Genomic DNA, 15345 nt, shown 5'->3' on the forward strand with positions numbered 1-15345 from the left:
CGGCGGACGTGGTCCGTGGGTCGGCGCTGGCGCGCAGGAACGTACGATCGAGGCGTGAGGTCACGTCGAGGCGAGGAGCCGGTCCAGCGGATCACCGCTGCGCCCGAACCGCTCGCCGAGGACGTCGCCCGGCGCCAGCGCCGGTACCTCGCCCAGATGGGCGTCCGCCTCGTGTGCTTCGTGCTCACGATCATCACGTGGTCGCACGTGCCGCGGTGGGTGTCCCTGGTGCTCGTCGTCGCCGCCGTGGTGCTGCCGTACGTGGCGGTCATCTTCGCCAACGCGGGCCGCGAGCGTCGCGACGACGCCGAACCCTTCGCCGACCTGCGCGAGATCGGCCCCGGCGGCCGGCCGGGCCGGATCGGCGACACACCCGACGACCCCGCGGGAGGCCGCGCGTGACCCTGCCCGTGCCGGACCCGGTGGACGACCCGATCTGCAGCGCACGCGGCTGCCGGCGGGACGCCACGTGGGCGCTGCTGTGGAACAACCCGAAGCTGCACGTGCCCGAGCGCCGCAAGGTGTGGCTCGCGTGCGACGAGCATCGCGAGCACCTGACGCAGTTCCTCGACGTGCGCGGCTTCCTCAAGGACACCGTCCCGGTGGCGGAGCTCGCGTCGTCGGACGCGCCGTGAGCGCTGCCCGGCGTCGGGCCGTCGTCCTGGTGCTCGTCGGCGTGCTCGTCGCGGTGGCGTGCACGTTCCTGGGTCGCTGGCAGTGGCACCGCCACGAGTGGCGGGACGCGCAGATCGCGACGGTCGAGCGCAACTACGACGCTCCCCCGGTCCCCCTGGCCGACGTGCTGGCAGCACCAGGCGACCGGCTCGCGGACGCCGACGAGTGGTCGCAGGTCCGCACGACGGGTCGCTACCTCACGGACGCGACGGTCCTGCTGCGCAACCGACCGGTCGAGGGCAACCCGGCGTACCACGTGCTCGTCCCGTTCCGGGTCACGGGCACCGACGCGGTGCTCGTCGTCGACCGCGGCTGGGTGCCGACCGGTGCGGACGCGAGCGCCGGCGTCGACGTGCCCCCGCCGCCCGCGGGCGAGGTCGGGCTCGTCGTGCGCGTGCGGCACGCCGAGCAGCCGAGCGACCGCGGCGCGCCCGCGGGGTCGGTGCAGGCGCTGCACCCGGCGCAGGTCGCCGCCGCCGCGGGGCTCACGGACGCCGCGGTCTACGCGGACGCGTACGGGCAGCTCGTCGCCGAGGACCCGGCACCCGCGACACCCCTCGGGGCGTTGCCCGCACCCGACCTCGACCCCGGCTCGCACCTGTCGTACGCGTTCCAGTGGTGGGCGTTCGCGCTGGGCGGCCTGCTGGGCTTCGCCTGGCTCGCCCGCCGCGAGGTCGTCGAGGAGCGCGACGGCACGGGCGCACCGTTCGAGCCGTCCGAGCCCGCGGGCGGGACGGCACCGGCCGCGCCGGCACGCCCCGCCCGGCCCCGCCGGCGCGAGGGCCGGGCCGAGGCCGAGGAGGACGCCCTCATCGACGCCCAGACGCCCGACGACGCGAGCCGCACGGCCCGCTGAGCACGCTCAGGCCAGCGTGATCAGGTCCAGGTAGTCGGCGCTCCACAGGTCCTCGTCACCGTCCGGCAGCAGGAGCACGCGCTCCGGGTCCAGCGCGGCGACCGCGCCCTCGTCGTGGCTCACGAGCACCACGGCACCCTGGTACCCCCGCAGCGCCGCGAGGATCTCCTCGCGGCTCGCCGGGTCGAGGTTGTTCGTCGGCTCGTCGAGCAGCAGGACGTTCGCCGCCGAGACGACGAGCGCCGCGAGCGCGAGCCGCGTCTTCTCCCCGCCCGAGAGCACGCGCGCCGGCTTGTCGGCGTCGTCGCCCGAGAACAGGAACGAGCCCAGGACGGAGCGGACCTGCGTGTCGGAGAGGTCCGGCGCCGCCGAGCGCAGGTTCTCCACCACCGTGCGCTCGAGGTCGAGCGTCTCGTGCTCCTGCGCGTAGTACCCGAGCTTGAGGCCGTGCCCGGGGTGCACCTCGCCCGTGTCCGGGGTCTCGATGCCCGCGAGCAGCCGCAGCAGGGTGGTCTTGCCCGCGCCGTTGAGACCGAGCACCACGACACGTGAGCCGCGGTCGATCGCCAGGTCGACGCCCGTGAAGACCTCCTGCGAGCCGTACGACTTCGACAGGTCCGACGCCGTGAGCGGCGTGCGTCCGCACGGCGCCGGGTCGGGGAACCGCAGCTTGGCGACCTTGTCGCTCGCGCGGACCTCCTCGAGGCCCGACAGCATCCGCTCGGCGCGCCGCGCCATGTTCTGCGCCGCGACGGCCTTGGTCGCCTTGGCGCGCATCTTGTCCGCCTGCGCGAGCAGCGCCGCGGCCTTCTTCTCGGCGTTCGCACGCTCCCGGCGACGCCGCTTCTCGTCGGTCTCGCGCTGCAGCAGGTAGGCGTCCCAGCCGAGGTTGTACTGGTCGAGCGCGGCGCGGTTCGCGTCGAGGTGGAACACCTTGTTGACGGTCGCGCGCAGCAGCTCGGCGTCGTGCGAGATGACGACGAAGCCGCCCGAGTACGCCTTGAGGTAGTCGCGCAGCCAGGCGATCGAGTCGGCGTCGAGGTGGTTCGTCGGCTCGTCGAGCAGGAGCGTCTCGACACCGGAGAACAGGATCCGCGCGAGCTCGACCCGGCGGCGCTGGCCGCCGGACAGCGTCCCGAGCGTCTGGGCGAGCACACGGTCGTCGAGCCCGAGGTTCGCGGTGATGCGGTGCGCCTCCGACTCGGCGGCGTAGCCGCCCGCCGCGGTGAACCGGGCCTCCAGGCGCGAGTAGCGCGCCATCGCCTTGTCCCGCTCGTCGTCGGTGCCCTCGGCCATGACCTGCTCGGTCGCGCGCATGCTGCGCACGATCTCGTCGAGGCCGCGCGCCGACAGCACGCGGTCGAGCGCGAGCACGTCGAGGTCACCGGTCGCGGGGTCCTGCGGCAGGTAGCCGACCTCCCCGCGCGTGATCGTGCCGCTCGTCGGCTGGGCCTGGCCCGCGAGCGTCTTGGTGAGGGTCGTCTTGCCGGCGCCGTTGCGGCCGACGAGACCGATGCGGTCGCCCGCAGCGATGCGGAACGAGGTCTCGGCGAGCAGCTCGCGTGCGCCGATGCGCAGGCCGACGCCGTGGGCGGTGATCACGTGGTGGTTTCCTCCGGAAAGCCCGCGCCTGTCTTGGGCGGGCGCACAAACGCCGTCCATCCTAACGAGCACTAGCGTGACGACCGTCGTCCTTTCCCCCGCCCACCGGCGGGACAGCGGCGCCGTCCGGCACGGACGGGCGCGGCGACGACGAGCACGAGCGCACGAGCGCGGACGACGACCCGACCGATCCCGCACGACGACGCACCGGAGCACCGACCCGAGGGGGCCACCCGTGACCGACGCACGCCAGCACTCCGCACCGCCCGGGACCGCGATCGCGGACGCCCCGCCGTCCCCCGCGCTGCCCGACCCGGCCGCGGTGCTGGACGTCGCGCTGCCCGAGCCCGCCGAGCGGGCGCTCCCCGCGACGGCCGACGTCGCACTCGTCGCGGTCTTCGCCGCGTTCATCGCGGTGTGCGCGGTCGTCCCCGGCATCCCGACGGGCACCGGGGTGCCCGTCACGCTCCAGACCTTCGGAGTCGTGCTGGCCGGCCTGGTGCTCGGCTGGCGCCGCGGCGCGCTCGCCGTGCTGCTCTACCTCGCCGTGGGGCTCGCGGGCGTGCCCGTGTTCTCGGGCGGCACGGGTGGCCTGGCGGTGCTCGCCGGGCCCAGCGTCGGCTACCTGCTGGGCTTCCCGCTGGCCGCCGCGCTCGCGGGCGTCCTCGCGAGCGCCGCGCGCAAGGCGACCGGCCCAGCGCGTTACCTCGTCCTCGTCGCGAGCGGCCTCACCGCCACCGCGCTCACCGTCCACCCGCTGGGCATCGCGGGCATCGTGCTGCGCACCGACCTCACGGCCGGTGAGGCCTTCGCGGCGGGCGCCGTGTTCTTCCCCGGGGACACCGTGAAGACCCTCCTCGCGGCCGCGGTCGCGCTCGCGGTGTTCGCCGCCTACCCGGACCTGCTGCGCCGGCGCCGCTGATGATCGAGCTGAGCGAGGCGCTCGTCACGGCCTGGACGCCCGACCCCTCGGGCGGCCCGGACACCGTGACGCGCCTGCTCGGCCCGGTCACGCTGCGTCTCACCGAACGGCGCGTGGCGGTCGTCGGCGCGAACGGCTCCGGCAAGTCGACGCTCGCACGCCTGCTCAACGGGCTCGTGCTGCCGTCGTCCGGGACCGTGCGCGTCGACGGGCTCGACACGCGTACCGACGGACCGGCCGTCCGGCGGCGCGTCGGCTTCGTGTTCACCGACCCCGACGCGCAGCTCGTCATGCCCACCCCCGTCGAGGACGTCGCGCTGTCGCTGCGGCGCAGCGTGCCCGACGCGCGCGAGCGCGAGGCCCGGGCCCGTGCGGCACTCGCGCGCGTCGGGCTCGCGGACCGCGCCGACCTGCCCGTGCACGCGCTGTCCGGCGGGCAGCGCCAGCTCCTCGCGCTCACGTCCGTGCTCGCGACCGACCCCGACGTGCTGGTCTGCGACGAGCCGACGACGCTGCTCGACCTGCGCTGGCGCGCGGTGGTCGACGACCTGCTCGCCGACCTGCCGCAGCAGGTCGTGGTCGTCACGCACGACCTGGACGCCGCGCAGCACGCCGAGCGCGTCCTCGTCGTCGACGACGGCCGGGTGGTCCACGACGGCGAGCCGTCCGCCGCCGTCGCCGCGTACCGGGACCTCATGGCGTCGTCCCCCGTGCGCGCCGGCGACGTCCCGTGACCCGCCCCGGCACGCCGCTGCGGCCCGTCTGGTCCGGCCCGCTCGGGATGCACCAGCCGGGCACCTCGGTGCTGCACCGGGCGCCCGCGCTCCGCAAGCTCGCGGCGCTCGCACTGGCCGGCGTCGTCGTCCTCGTCGTCCGCGGAGCCGCGTCGGCGCTCGTCGCGCTCGCCGTCGCCGCCGCCAGCCACGCCGTCGCGAGACTCTCGTGGCACCGCACGCGCAGCGGCCTCGTGCGCGTCGGCGCCGTCGCGCTCCTGGTCGGCGGGTACCAGGCATGGTCACGCGGCTGGGCGTCGGGCGTCGAGACCGCCGCCGACCTCGTCGCGCTCGTCCTGCTCGCCACCGTCGTCACCGCGACCACGCGCGCCGACGACCTGCTCGACGCGCTGCGCCGTGCCGCCGGGCCGCTGCGGCACGTCGGCCTCCCCCCGCAGACCGTCGCGCTCGCGGTGAGCCTCATGCTGCGCTCCGTCCCCGTCCTGCTGCACGCCGCGCACGAGTCCCGCGACGCCGCACGGGCGCGCGGGCTCGCCCGCTCGCCGCGCGCGCTCGTCGTGCCGGCCGCGGTGCGCATGGTCGGCCACGCACGCGCGACGGGCGAGGCGCTCGCCGCGCGCGGGATCGGCGAGGGCTGAATCGCGCGGTGCCCGTGCACGGACTACCGTCCCGGGTGTGACGTTCCAGGAGGGTGGCAGCTTCGGCGGCGGACGCGTGCAGTCGCGCCGCTCCGCCGGCGGGCGTGGCATGGCGATCGGCGGCGGCGTCGGCGGTCTCGGGTTGCTCGTGATCCTCGCGATCACGCTGCTGTCCGGGGGCAACGTGGACCCCGGCGCGCTCCTCGGTGGTGGCGGGGGCGAGCCCGGGCAGGACGGCACCGTCGGTGCCTGCACGGCCGAGCAGGCCAACACCGACCGCGCGTGCCGCCTGTCCGCGACCCTCGACTCCCTCGACACGTACTGGACGCCCACCCTGCGCAAGGCGGACGCGACCATCCCGGAGGCCGTGGAGTTCACGTCCGCGGTGCGGACCGCGTGCGGCGACGCGTCGTCGTCGTCCGGGCCGTTCTACTGCCCCGGGGACCGGACGATCTACCTCGACCTGGGCTTCTTCGACCTGCTGACCAGCCAGTTCGGCGCGAAGGGCGGCCCGCTCGCCGAGATGTACGTCTACGCGCACGAGTACGGCCACCACGTCCAGAACGTCACCGGCGTGTTCGACTCCTCCGACCGCCGCGGGTCGGGCGCCGGGTCGGACTCCGTGCGCGTCGAGCTCCAGGCCGACTGCTATGCGGGCATGTGGGCCGGCAACGCCGCGACCACCGAGGACCCCGACACCGGTGTCACCTACCTCAAGCCCATCACCGCCGACGAGCTCGCGCAGGCGATCGACGCGGCCGCAGCCGTGGGCGACGACCACATCCAGCAGCAGTCGGGCGGCGGTGTGAACCCCGACTCGTGGACCCACGGCTCGAGCGAGCAGCGCCAGCGCTGGTTCACCACCGGCTACCAGCAGCGCGACCTCGCGGCGTGCGACACCTTCGCCGCCGACACGCTCTGACGCCCGCATCGGGCAGACTCCGGGCATGAGCACCGACGACAGCTCCGCCCGCGTGGGCGTCTATCTCGACTTCGACAACATCGTCATCTCCCGCTACGACCAGCTCCACGGTGACGGCTCGTGGCGCAAGGACAACGCGCGTGACGCCGGTAAGGACGTCGCCCCTCGGCTCGACGCCGCCCGGGTCGACGTGAGCGCGCTCCTCGACTACGCGTCGTCGTTCGGCACGCTCGCCGTGACCCGCGCGTACGCCGACTGGTCGGTGCCGGCCAACGCGGCGTACCGGCGCCAGCTGGTGGACCGCGCGATCGACCTCACGCAGCTCTTCCCTGCGTCCGGTACCAAGAACGGCGCCGACATCCGGCTCGCCGTGGACGTGCTCGAGGACCTGTTCCGTCTCACCGACCTCACGCACGTCGTGATCGTGGCTGGCGACTCCGACTACATTGCGCTCGCGCAGCGGTGCAAGCGCCTCGGGCGCGTGGTCGTCGGCGTCGGCGTGCCGGGCGGGACCAGCAAGGCACTGATCTCCGCGTGCGACGAGTTCGAGTACTACGACGAGGCCGTGCGGCAGTCGGACGAGGCAGAGGACGACGACACCGTCGTCACGGGCGCCCCGGACGACGCTGCTGCCTCGCCCGTGACGACCGCTCCGCGCACGGCGACGACCGCGACGCGCACCGAGCCCGAGACGTCGTCACAGCCGATCAGCGGTCCGGTCGCGACGCGGCTGCTCGCACGCGCACTCGGGCTGGTCGCGAAGGACGCCGACGGCTGGAGCCAGGCGTCGGCGGTCAAGCAGCAGATGAAGCGGCTCGACCCCCGGTACAACGAGGCTGCGCTCGGCTTCGCGACGTTCACGGACTTCGTGCGCTCACGCCAGGGGCAGGTCGAGCTCCGGGAGGAGGGCCAGGCGCGGTGGCTCCGGCTGCGCGCCCCCAAGTCGAAGAAGGGCTGAGCGCACGCCGCGCCGGGCTGACCTGCGTGGCGCGGCCCAGTGCGACCCCCACCACGCAGGTCAGCCGGACCCACGCGATGCGTCGGTGCTACGCGCGGGCCGCGCGCGCGAAACGGGTCAGGCGGACCCGAACGAGACGGCTCACGACGGCGCCCAGCGCGAGCGGCGCACGCGTCACCGTCGCGAGGGCTCGGGCCGTCTCCCGGCCCACCCGGTCGACGTCAGCGCGGACCGAGGCCGCAATCACTCCCACCTGGTGCGCGCGCAGGGCGTGCGCGAGCGCCGGGACGTCCGCCAGCACGTCGGCGCGCACGGCGTGGTCCTCGGGAGCGAGCAGACGCAGCCACTCCGCGAACAGACGCACTCGTGCTTCCGCCGAGTCGTCGAGCAGACCGGACCGGAGAGCGTCCTGCCGGCTGACCGCTCGCACGGTGCGATCGTGATCCCGCACCGAGTCCAGCTCGACGACCGCCATACCCGACGCCGCGGCGTCGTCGAGCAGCTCGGTCAGGCGCGCGTCGCGCAGCTGGAGCGCGGCGCGGACGGGCGCCCACGACGCGTCGTCGGGGTCGGACAGCCCGGCGAGCTGCACGACCCCGTCGCCGGCCGTCCGACCCGCACGCGAGCGTGCCGCTCCGGCCCGCCGCGAGACCTCGGACTCGAGCCAGGTGCAGTCGTCGCAGAGCGTCTTGGCGACCCTCAGCAGCGACAGACCCCAGTCGCCGACCAGGCACGCGGTGCACAGCTCCCCGCGGGTGACGAGGTCGACACCGGTCCGGCTCGCCTCCGCGACCGCCGCGGGGGCGGGGCGCAGCTCGACGAGACCGTCGGCGCGCAGGAACTTCTCACTCATGGGCGTACTCCCTTCGCACTTCCCGGCGGCGGTCGCCGCCGGGCCGGTCTTCCTCCGGGGCACCGTGCGCGAGGTTGCGCGGTTGCCGGACCAGCACGCGGAGGGCGTCTCGCTGATCGCTCTTGACCTGGGGAGACGCTAACGCGGCCCGGCTCGCACGAGCAAGGGACGTCACACGAACGCGGGCGGTGGACGACGAGTCCGCCGTCCACCGCCCGCGTGCGAGGTGTGTCAGATGTTGAAGCCGAGGGCCCGCATCTGCTCACGACCGTCCTCGGTGATCTTCTCCGGGCCCCACGGCGGCATCCAGACCCAGTTGATGCGGAAGCCGTCGACGATGCCGTCGAGCGCCTGCGCCGACTGGTCCTCGATGACGTCGGTGAGCGGGCACGCCGCCGACGTGAGCGTCATGTCGATCACCGCGGTGTTCTGCTCGAGCGCGACCCCGTACACGAGGCCGAGGTCGACGACGTTGATCCCGAGCTCGGGGTCGATCACGTCGCGCATCGCCTCCTCGACGTCCGCGACGGTCGTCGGTGAGCCAGTGCTGGGGGTGGTCATGCGTCCTCCCGGGATCCGGTCTTGATGAGTGCGTCGTTCAGCGCGACCCAGCCGAGCAGGGCGCACTTCACGCGTGCGGAGTACTTGCCGACGCCCGTGAAGGCGGCGGCGTCGCCGAGCGCCTCCTCGGCATCGTCGTCGTCGAGCCCCTGCCCCCTGGACTGCATGAGGTCGCGGAACGACGCGGCGAGCGTGTCGACGGTGCCCAGCGGCTGGTCGAGCACCAGGTCGTGCAGCACCGAGACCGAGGCCTGCGAGATCGAGCAGCCCTGCCCCTCCCAGCGCAGCCCGCGGACCACCCCGGCGTCGTCGACGTCGACCTGCAGGGTCACCTCGTCGCCGCACGTGGGGTTCACCTGGTGCGACTGCGCCGAGCGGGCGCCGTCGGCCGCCTCGCCCAGCCCTCGCCCGTGCGGGAACTTCGCGTGGTCCAGGATCACCTGCTGGTACAGCTGCTCCATCGAGCTGCTCATACGTCGCCCTTCTCGTGGCGCCGGGGGCGCCGTCAGTCCGTCAGTCCGTCAGTCCGTCAGTCCGAAGAACGCCCGGACCCCCGCGAGCGCTTCCCGGAACACGGCGATCTCCTCGTCGGTGGTGTACACCGCGGCGGTCGCGCGTGCCGTGGCGGCCACGCCGAACCGGCGGTGCAGCGGCTGTGCGCAGTGGTGGCCGACGCGCACCGCGACGCCGGCGTCGTCGAGCACCTGCCCCACGTCGTGCGCGTGCACGCCGTCGACGACGAACGACACCGCGGCGAGCCGGTCTGCGGTGTCGGTCGGGCCGATCACCCGCACACCCGGCACGGACGCCACCGCGTCGAGCAGCAGGCCCGCCAGGTCGTGCTCGTGCGCGGCGACGGCGTCCATCCCGAGGTCGGACAGGTAGGTCGCGGCCGCGCCCATCGCGACGGCCTGCGAGACCATCTGCGTGCCGGCCTCGAACCGCTGCGGCGGCGGGGCGTACGTGGTCTCGGTCATCGTGACGACCTCGACCATCGAGCCGCCCGTCGTGACGGGCGGCATCGCCTCGAGCAGCTCACGTCGCCCGTAGAGCGCGCCGACGCCGGTCGGCGCGAGCATCTTGTGCCCCGAGAACGCGGCGAAGTCGACGCCGAGCTCGTGCAGGTCGACCGGCAGGTGCGGCACGGACTGGCACGCGTCGAGCACCGTGAGCGCGCCCACCTCGCGGGCGCGGGCGACGAACGCGGGCACGTCGGTGATCGCGCCGGTCACGTTGGAGGCGTGCGTGAAGGCCAGCACGCGCGTGCGGTCGGTGACGACGCTCGAGATCTCGTCGGTCCGCAGGCGCCCGTCGTCGTCCACGCCGATCCACCGCAGCGTCGCGCCCGTGCGCAGCGCGAGCTCCTGCCACGGCACGAGGTTCGCGTGGTGCTCGGCCTCGGTGACGACGATCTCGTCGCCGGGACGCAGCGCGAACCGCTGCGCCGCTGCTCCCCCGCGGCCCGCCGTCGCGTTCGACAGCGCGTAGGCGACCAGGTTGATGCCCGCGGTCGCGTTGCTCGTCCACACGAGCTCGCCGGGCGACACCCCGACGAACGACGCGACGCGCGCCCGGGCGTCCTCGAACGCCTCGGTCGCCTCCTCGGCGAGCTGGTGCGCACCGCGGTGGACCGCGGCGTTGCGCTGCAGGTAGAAGTCCTGCTCGGCGTCGAGGACCACGTCGGGCTTCTGGGACGTGGCCCCCGAGTCGAGGTAGACCAGCCGCTTGCCGTCACGCAGCGTGCGCTCGAGCAGCGGGAAGTCGGCCCGCACCGCCGCGAGCTCGGCGGCCTCCAGGGTGGTGCTCACTGCGGATCCCCTCGACGTGGACGGGTGGGGTGCGCGGGTGCCGGGCAGCGGCCCGGCACCCGCACGAGGTCAGGAGTTGACCAGGAACCGGTCGTAGCCCTCGTTCTCGAGGCGCTCGGCGAGCTCCGGGCCGCCCTCCTCCGCGATGCGGCCGTCGACGAAGACGTGCACGAAGTCGGGCGTGATGTAGCGCAGGATGCGCGTGTAGTGCGTGATCAGCAGGACGCCGACGTCGGTCGTCGAACGGACGCGGTTGACGCCCTCGGACACGATGCGCAGCGCGTCGACGTCGAGGCCCGAGTCGGTCTCGTCGAGGATCGCGAGACGCGGCTTGAGCAGCTCCATCTGCAGGATCTCGTGGCGCTTCTTCTCACCGCCCGAGAAGCCCTCGTTCACGGACCGCTCCGCGAACGTCGAGTCCATGCGCAGGTTCTCCATCGCGGCACGGACGTCCTTGACCCACGAGCGCAGCGCGGGGGCCTCGCCGTCGATCGCGGTCTTCGCGGTGCGCAGGAAGTTCGACACCGAGACGCCCGGCACCTCGACCGGGTACTGCATCGCCAGGAACATGCCGGCGCGGGCCCGCTCGTCGACGGACATCGCCAGGACGTCCTCGCCGTCGAGCAGCACCGAGCCGCCCGTGATCTGGTACTTCGGGTGGCCGGCGAGCGAGTACGCGAGCGTCGACTTGCCCGAGCCGTTGGGGCCCATGATCGCGTGCGTCTCGCCGCTGTTCACGGTCAGGTCGACGCCGCGCAGGATGGGCTTGGGGCCCTCCTTCGTCTCGACGCTGACGTGCAGGTCGCGGATCTCCAGGGTGGTCATGCGGGTTGCTCCTCGGTGACGGTCAGACAGTCCGGTCCACGTCGACGAGCACGCGCTCGCCGTCCAGCGTGACCGGGTAGACGGGGACGGGGGTGACGGCGGGCGGGCCGAGCGGCTTGCCGGAGCGCAGGTCGAACCGCGAGCCGTGCAGCCAGCACTCGATCGTGCAGCCCTCGACCTCGCCGTCGGACAGCGAGACCGCGCCGTGCGAGCAGATGTCGCTGATCGCGTGCAGCTCGCCGTCGTCGTCGCGGACGATCGCGACCTCGACGGTCCCGGTCTCGCCCTCGAGCTCGACGCGCAGCGTGCCCCCCGTGGGCACGTCGGACGCGTAGCACGCGAGCTGTGCGGTCATGCCTGCTCCACCACGGCACCCGCGTCGCTGCCCTCGACGGCGACCTGGTCGAGCACGGACATCGACTCCTCGAGCTCGGCCTCGATCGCGGCGATGAGCCGCTCCTCGACCTCCGGGACACCGATCTCGTGCACCAGCTCGGCGAAGAAGCCGCGCACGACGAGGCGTCGCGCGTCGGGCTCGGGGATGCCGCGGGCCCGCAGGTAGAACAGCTGCTCGTCGTCGAACCGGCCGGTCGCGGACGCGTGCCCCGCGCCCTCGATCAGCCCGGTCTCGATCTCGAGGTTCGGCACGGAGTCCGCGCGCGCCCCGTCGGTGAGGACGAGGTTGCGGTTGAGCTCGTACGTGTCGGTGCCCTCGGCCTCGGCCCGGATCAGCACGTCGCCGACCCACACCGTGTGCGCGCCCGCACCCTGCAGCGCGCCCTTGTAGGTCACGCGGCTCACGCAGCTGGGCACCGCGTGGTCGACGAACAGCCGGTGCTCCTGGTGCTGGCCGGCGTCCGCGAAGTACAGCCCGAGCATGGTGACCGAGCCGCCCTCGCCGGCGAACTGCGCGTCCGGGGTCACGCGCACGACGTCGCCGCCGAGCGTCACGACGATGTGCTTGACCGTCGCGTCACGGCCGACCTCGAGGCGGTGCGACGCGGCGTGCACGGAGCCGTCGGCCCAGTCGTGCACGGTGACGACCGTGAGGTGCGCACCGTCCTCCGCGACGATCTCGACCGTCTCGGTGAGCGCGGCGTGGCCCACGTGGTCGATGACGACCGTGCCCTGCGACATGGCCTCGGCCTTCACGACGAGGTGCGCGGCGCTCGGCTCGAGCGGTGCGTCCTGCGTGCCCGCGCCCTCGACGCCCTCGATGCGGATCGACGTGACCTTCGAGGTCACGGCCTCACGCGGGATCGTCACGAGCGTGGCGCGCGGCGCCGAGGCCCACGCGACGGCCGCCGCGCGGTCGCCCGGCTTGCCGACGACACCGAGACGCGCGTCGCCGCGGTCGACGATCTCGACGACGACCTCGGGCGACTCGACGACGGTCGTCAGGACGCCGTGCCCGTCGAGCACGCCGCCCGAGTCCGCGGCGAACAGCGGCGCGAGGCGCGCGACGGGAGCGAACCGCCACTCCTCCTCGCGGCCGGTGGGTACGGCGAAGTCCGCGACGTCGAAGGACGTCCTGCGCTCGGCGCGCGAGGCCTCCGGCACGCCGCCCACACCGTGCGTGTGCGCGCCGTCCGCGACCGCGCGGGAGTGGTCGGTCGCCAGGGCCGACTCGTTCGTGGTGGTCGTCATCAGCCGACGGCCCCTTCCATCTGCAGCTCGATGAGGCGGTTGAGCTCGAGGGCGTACTCCATGGGCAGCTCACGCGCGATGGGCTCGACGAACCCGCGCACGATCATCGCCATGGCCTCCGTCTCCGGCATGCCTCGGGACATCAGGTAGAACAGCTGGTCCTCGCTCACGCGGGACACCGTGGCCTCGTGGCCCATCGACACGTCGTCCTCGCGGACGTCGACGTACGGGTAGGTGTCCGAGCGGGAGATCTGGTCGACGAGAAGCGCGTCGCACAGCACGTTCGACGCGGAGTGCGAGGCCCCCTCGAGGATCTGCACCAGACCGCGGTAGGACGTGCGGCCACCGCCGCGCGCGACCGACTTCGAGACGATCGACGACGACGTGTGCGGTGCGGCGTGCACCATCTTGGAGCCCGCGTCCTGGTGCTGGCCCTCGCCGGCGAACGCGATCGACAGCGTCTCGCCGCGCGCGTGCTCGCCCATGAGGTAGATCGCCGGGTACTTCATCGTCACCTTGGAGCCGATGTTGCCGTCGACCCACTCCATGGTCGCGCCCTCGGCAGCGGTCGCCCGCTTGGTGACGAGGTTGTACACGTTGTTCGACCAGTTCTGGATCGTCGTGTACCGCACGCGGGCGTTCTTCTTGACGATGATCTCGACGACCGCCGAGTGCAGCGAGTCCGACGAGTACACGGGCGCCGTGCAGCCCTCGACGTAGTGCACGTACGAGCCCTCGTCGGCGATGATCAGCGTCCGCTCGAACTGGCCCATGTTCTCGGTGTTGATCCGGAAGTAGGCCTGCAGCGGGATCTCGACGTGCACGCCCGGCGGGACGTAGACGAACGAGCCGCCCGACCACACCGCGGTGTTGAGCGACGCGAACTTGTTGTCGCCCGGGGGGATCACGGAGCCGAAGTACTGCTCGAAGATCTCCGGGTGCTCGCGCAGGCCGGTGTCGGTGTCGAGGAAGATGACGCCCTGCTCCTCGAGCGACTCCTGGATCTGGTGGTAGACCACCTCGGACTCGTACTGCGCGGCGACACCGGCGACGAGGCGCTGCTTCTCCGCCTCGGGGATGCCCAGCCGGTCGTACGTGTTCTTGATGTCCTCGGGCAGGTCGTCCCAGCTGGCCGCCTGCTTCTCCGTGGACCGCACGAAGTACTTGATGTTGTCGAAGTCGATGCCCGACAGGTCCGCACCCCACCAGGGCATGGGCTTCTTCTCGAACATGCGCAGCGACTTCAGGCGCGTCTTGAGCATCCACTCCGGCTCGTTCTTGAGCCGGGAGATCTCCCGCACGACGTCCTCCGAGAGGCCGCGCCTCGCGGTCGCGCCCGCGGTGTCCGTGTCGTGCCAGCCGTAGTTGTAGCTGCCGATCGAGGCGATGGCCTCGTCCTGCGTCATCGGCTGTGCCGGGTCCTGCGTAGGTGCGCTCATGCGTTCGTTCCTTCCGGGGCGAGCACAGGGGGGTTCGTGGTCGGGGCGACGTCGGCCGCGGGTGGCGGCTGGGCGACCGGGATGTTCGTGGTGCACACGTGCCCGCCGCCCGCGAGGGTCGCGAGCCGCTGCACGTGGACGCCGAGCAGGCGCGAGAACGCGCGCGTCTCGGCGTCGCACAGCTGCGGGAACTCGTGCGCGACGTGCTGCACCGGGCAGTGGCCCTGGCACAGCTGGACGGCGTGCAGGCCGGGCACCGTGCGGGCCGTCGCCGCGTAGCCGTCGTCCGACAGCGCGTCCGCGAGCAGCTCGACGCGTCCCGCCACGTCGCCTCCCGCCGCGCCCTCGACGCGCGGCGCGAGCCGTGCCTCGAGCTCCGCGACGCGCTGCGCCGCGAACCGTTCGACGGCCTCGGTCCCGACCGTGTCCGCGAGGAACCGCAGCGCGTCGGTCGCGATCTCCGCGTAACGCTGCGACAGCGCGCTCTGACCGAGCGCCGTCACGACGTACCGCTTCGCGGGCCGGCCGCGGCGGGCCGGTCCGTGACCGACGCCGTCGTGCACCGCGATCTGGGCGGCGGTCTCGAGGACGCCCAGGTGCCGCCGGATCGCGGCGGGCGTCAGGTCGAGCCGTGCGGCGAGGTCGGCGGCCGTGATGGGCCCCTCGCCGGCGACGAGCTGCAGGACGCGCTGCCGCGTCGACGCGTCCGTGGTGTCCTCGCCGTGCCCCGGGAGCGGGACCGCGTGCGTGAGCTCGCTCATCCCACCTCCGCTCGTCGGCTGCTTCGTCGTGCGACGGACCTGCGGCGCGCGACCGATATCGACAACATGGTTGTTGCCAAATTACCCGTGCGCAAGCAAGGCAACCCTTCGCGGGCGCCCGGTCGCGGTGTGACGTCCCCCACC

Annotated in this window: 18 protein-coding genes and 1 riboswitch; of the genes, 8 read left to right on the top strand and 10 right to left on the bottom strand. The window is 73.4% G+C overall.

What is annotated here, in order from left to right:
* Positions 1-54 precede the first annotated feature (54 nt).
* Genes ACT17Q_RS09205 through ACT17Q_RS09215 form a run of 3 tightly spaced genes read left to right on the top strand, consistent with a single transcriptional unit; the run spans position 55 to position 1531 of the window.
* On the top strand, positions 55-402 hold the full coding sequence (locus tag ACT17Q_RS09205; protein ID WP_444662030.1) for a DUF3099 domain-containing protein: 348 nt from the start codon (positions 55-57) through the stop codon (positions 400-402).
* Positions 399-635 carry a hypothetical protein gene (locus tag ACT17Q_RS09210; protein WP_094179891.1) on the top strand — a complete coding sequence of 79 codons (237 nt, stop codon included), beginning with the start codon at positions 399-401 and terminating at the stop codon, positions 633-635. The genes ACT17Q_RS09205 and ACT17Q_RS09210 overlap by 4 nt, the downstream gene beginning before the upstream one ends.
* Positions 632-1531: an SURF1 family cytochrome oxidase biogenesis protein gene (locus ACT17Q_RS09215; protein WP_444662033.1), complete on the top strand. Its 900-nt coding sequence runs from the start codon at positions 632-634 to the stop codon at positions 1529-1531. Before ACT17Q_RS09210 ends, ACT17Q_RS09215 begins: the two co-directional genes overlap by 4 nt.
* A gap of 6 nt (positions 1532-1537) precedes the next feature.
* On the opposite strand, the gene ACT17Q_RS09220 is transcribed toward ACT17Q_RS09215, so the two are convergent.
* On the bottom strand, positions 1538-3133 hold the full coding sequence (locus ACT17Q_RS09220; RefSeq protein ID WP_094179889.1) for an ABC-F family ATP-binding cassette domain-containing protein: 1596 nt from the start codon (positions 3131-3133) through the stop codon (positions 1538-1540).
* Positions 3134-3368: 235 nt separating this feature from the next.
* Here ACT17Q_RS09220 and ACT17Q_RS09225 point away from each other — a divergent pair, with 235 nt between their 5' ends.
* Genes ACT17Q_RS09225 through ACT17Q_RS09245 form a run of 5 tightly spaced genes read left to right on the top strand, consistent with a single transcriptional unit; the run spans position 3369 to position 7307 of the window.
* Positions 3369-4055: a biotin transporter BioY gene (locus ACT17Q_RS09225; RefSeq protein ID WP_444662035.1), complete on the top strand. Its 687-nt coding sequence runs from the start codon at positions 3369-3371 to the stop codon at positions 4053-4055.
* Entirely contained in the window at positions 4055-4789 is a 735-nt protein-coding gene (locus tag ACT17Q_RS09230) for an energy-coupling factor ABC transporter ATP-binding protein (protein ID WP_094179888.1), read from the top strand. Before ACT17Q_RS09225 ends, ACT17Q_RS09230 begins: the two co-directional genes overlap by 1 nt.
* On the top strand, positions 4786-5427 hold the full coding sequence (locus tag ACT17Q_RS09235) for an energy-coupling factor transporter transmembrane component T (protein ID WP_232514645.1): 642 nt from the start codon (positions 4786-4788) through the stop codon (positions 5425-5427). Before ACT17Q_RS09230 ends, ACT17Q_RS09235 begins: the two co-directional genes overlap by 4 nt.
* A gap of 37 nt (positions 5428-5464) precedes the next feature.
* Positions 5465-6349 (top strand): KPN_02809 family neutral zinc metallopeptidase, encoded by an 885-nt coding sequence (gene ypfJ / locus ACT17Q_RS09240; RefSeq protein ID WP_268532928.1) that lies wholly within the window; start codon positions 5465-5467, stop codon positions 6347-6349.
* 25 nt (positions 6350-6374) lie between these two features.
* Positions 6375-7307: an NYN domain-containing protein gene (locus ACT17Q_RS09245; RefSeq protein WP_141320032.1), complete on the top strand. Its 933-nt coding sequence runs from the start codon at positions 6375-6377 to the stop codon at positions 7305-7307.
* Positions 7308-7395: 88 nt separating this feature from the next.
* Here the strand turns inward: ACT17Q_RS09245 and ACT17Q_RS09250 are convergent, their stop codons facing one another.
* The 9 genes from ACT17Q_RS09250 to ACT17Q_RS09290 form a co-directional block, all read right to left on the bottom strand.
* Positions 7396-8160 (bottom strand): hypothetical protein, encoded by a 765-nt coding sequence (locus tag ACT17Q_RS09250; RefSeq protein WP_444662039.1) that lies wholly within the window; start codon positions 8158-8160, stop codon positions 7396-7398.
* Between the two features lie 10 nt (positions 8161-8170).
* Positions 8171-8288: riboswitch (SAM riboswitch) on the bottom strand.
* Between the two features lie 103 nt (positions 8289-8391).
* Positions 8392-8721 carry a metal-sulfur cluster assembly factor gene (locus tag ACT17Q_RS09255; RefSeq protein ID WP_094179884.1) on the bottom strand — a complete coding sequence of 110 codons (330 nt, stop codon included), beginning with the start codon at positions 8719-8721 and terminating at the stop codon, positions 8392-8394.
* Positions 8718-9194, bottom strand: coding sequence for a Fe-S cluster assembly sulfur transfer protein SufU (gene sufU, locus ACT17Q_RS09260; protein WP_094179883.1), 477 nt, complete (start codon positions 9192-9194; stop codon positions 8718-8720). The genes ACT17Q_RS09255 and sufU overlap by 4 nt, the downstream gene beginning before the upstream one ends.
* 48 nt (positions 9195-9242) lie before the next feature.
* On the bottom strand, positions 9243-10529 hold the full coding sequence (locus tag ACT17Q_RS09265; protein ID WP_444662042.1) for a SufS family cysteine desulfurase: 1287 nt from the start codon (positions 10527-10529) through the stop codon (positions 9243-9245).
* 69 nt (positions 10530-10598) lie between these two features.
* A complete protein-coding gene (gene sufC / locus ACT17Q_RS09270; protein WP_141320038.1) occupies positions 10599-11354 on the bottom strand; it encodes a Fe-S cluster assembly ATPase SufC in 756 nt (251 codons plus the stop codon).
* A 22-nt stretch (positions 11355-11376) separates the two neighbouring features.
* The gene (locus ACT17Q_RS09275; RefSeq protein WP_141320040.1) at positions 11377-11709 is read right to left on the bottom strand and encodes a non-heme iron oxygenase ferredoxin subunit; all 333 of its coding nucleotides are present in this window, start codon (positions 11707-11709) and stop codon (positions 11377-11379) included.
* Positions 11706-13001 carry a Fe-S cluster assembly protein SufD gene (gene sufD / locus ACT17Q_RS09280; protein ID WP_444662044.1) on the bottom strand — a complete coding sequence of 432 codons (1296 nt, stop codon included), beginning with the start codon at positions 12999-13001 and terminating at the stop codon, positions 11706-11708. The genes ACT17Q_RS09275 and sufD overlap by 4 nt, the downstream gene beginning before the upstream one ends.
* Positions 13001-14440 (bottom strand): Fe-S cluster assembly protein SufB, encoded by a 1440-nt coding sequence (sufB, locus tag ACT17Q_RS09285; RefSeq protein WP_094179878.1) that lies wholly within the window; start codon positions 14438-14440, stop codon positions 13001-13003. The genes sufD and sufB overlap by 1 nt, the downstream gene beginning before the upstream one ends.
* Positions 14437-15201 (bottom strand): helix-turn-helix transcriptional regulator, encoded by a 765-nt coding sequence (locus ACT17Q_RS09290; RefSeq protein ID WP_444662046.1) that lies wholly within the window; start codon positions 15199-15201, stop codon positions 14437-14439. The genes sufB and ACT17Q_RS09290 overlap by 4 nt, the downstream gene beginning before the upstream one ends.
* Between the last annotated feature and the right edge of the window lie 144 nt (positions 15202-15345).

It is taken from the genome of Cellulomonas sp. CW35, from assembly GCF_052378485.1.
Lineage (GTDB): Bacteria > Actinomycetota > Actinomycetes > Actinomycetales > Cellulomonadaceae > Cellulomonas > Cellulomonas uda.

What these genes read in the sequence shown, in the direction of transcription:
- ACT17Q_RS09230 (WP_094179888.1), top strand. Translation starts at nt 4,055, where the DNA reads ATGATCGAGCTGAGCGAGGCGCTCGTCACGGCCTGGACGCCCGACCCC.
- ACT17Q_RS09245 (WP_141320032.1), top strand. Translation starts at nt 6,375, where the DNA reads ATGAGCACCGACGACAGCTCCGCCCGCGTGGGCGTCTATCTCGACTTC.
- ACT17Q_RS09250 (WP_444662039.1), bottom strand. Translation starts at nt 8,160, where the DNA reads ATGAGTGAGAAGTTCCTGCGCGCCGACGGTCTCGTCGAGCTGCGCCCC.
- ACT17Q_RS09255 (WP_094179884.1), bottom strand. Translation starts at nt 8,721, where the DNA reads ATGACCACCCCCAGCACTGGCTCACCGACGACCGTCGCGGACGTCGAG.
- sufU (WP_094179883.1), bottom strand. Translation starts at nt 9,194, where the DNA reads ATGAGCAGCTCGATGGAGCAGCTGTACCAGCAGGTGATCCTGGACCAC.
- sufC (WP_141320038.1), bottom strand. Translation starts at nt 11,354, where the DNA reads ATGACCACCCTGGAGATCCGCGACCTGCACGTCAGCGTCGAGACGAAG.
- ACT17Q_RS09275 (WP_141320040.1), bottom strand. Translation starts at nt 11,709, where the DNA reads ATGACCGCACAGCTCGCGTGCTACGCGTCCGACGTGCCCACGGGGGGC.
- sufD (WP_444662044.1), bottom strand. Translation starts at nt 13,001, where the DNA reads ATGACGACCACCACGAACGAGTCGGCCCTGGCGACCGACCACTCCCGC.
- sufB (WP_094179878.1), bottom strand. Translation starts at nt 14,440, where the DNA reads ATGAGCGCACCTACGCAGGACCCGGCACAGCCGATGACGCAGGACGAG.
- ACT17Q_RS09290 (WP_444662046.1), bottom strand. Translation starts at nt 15,201, where the DNA reads ATGAGCGAGCTCACGCACGCGGTCCCGCTCCCGGGGCACGGCGAGGAC.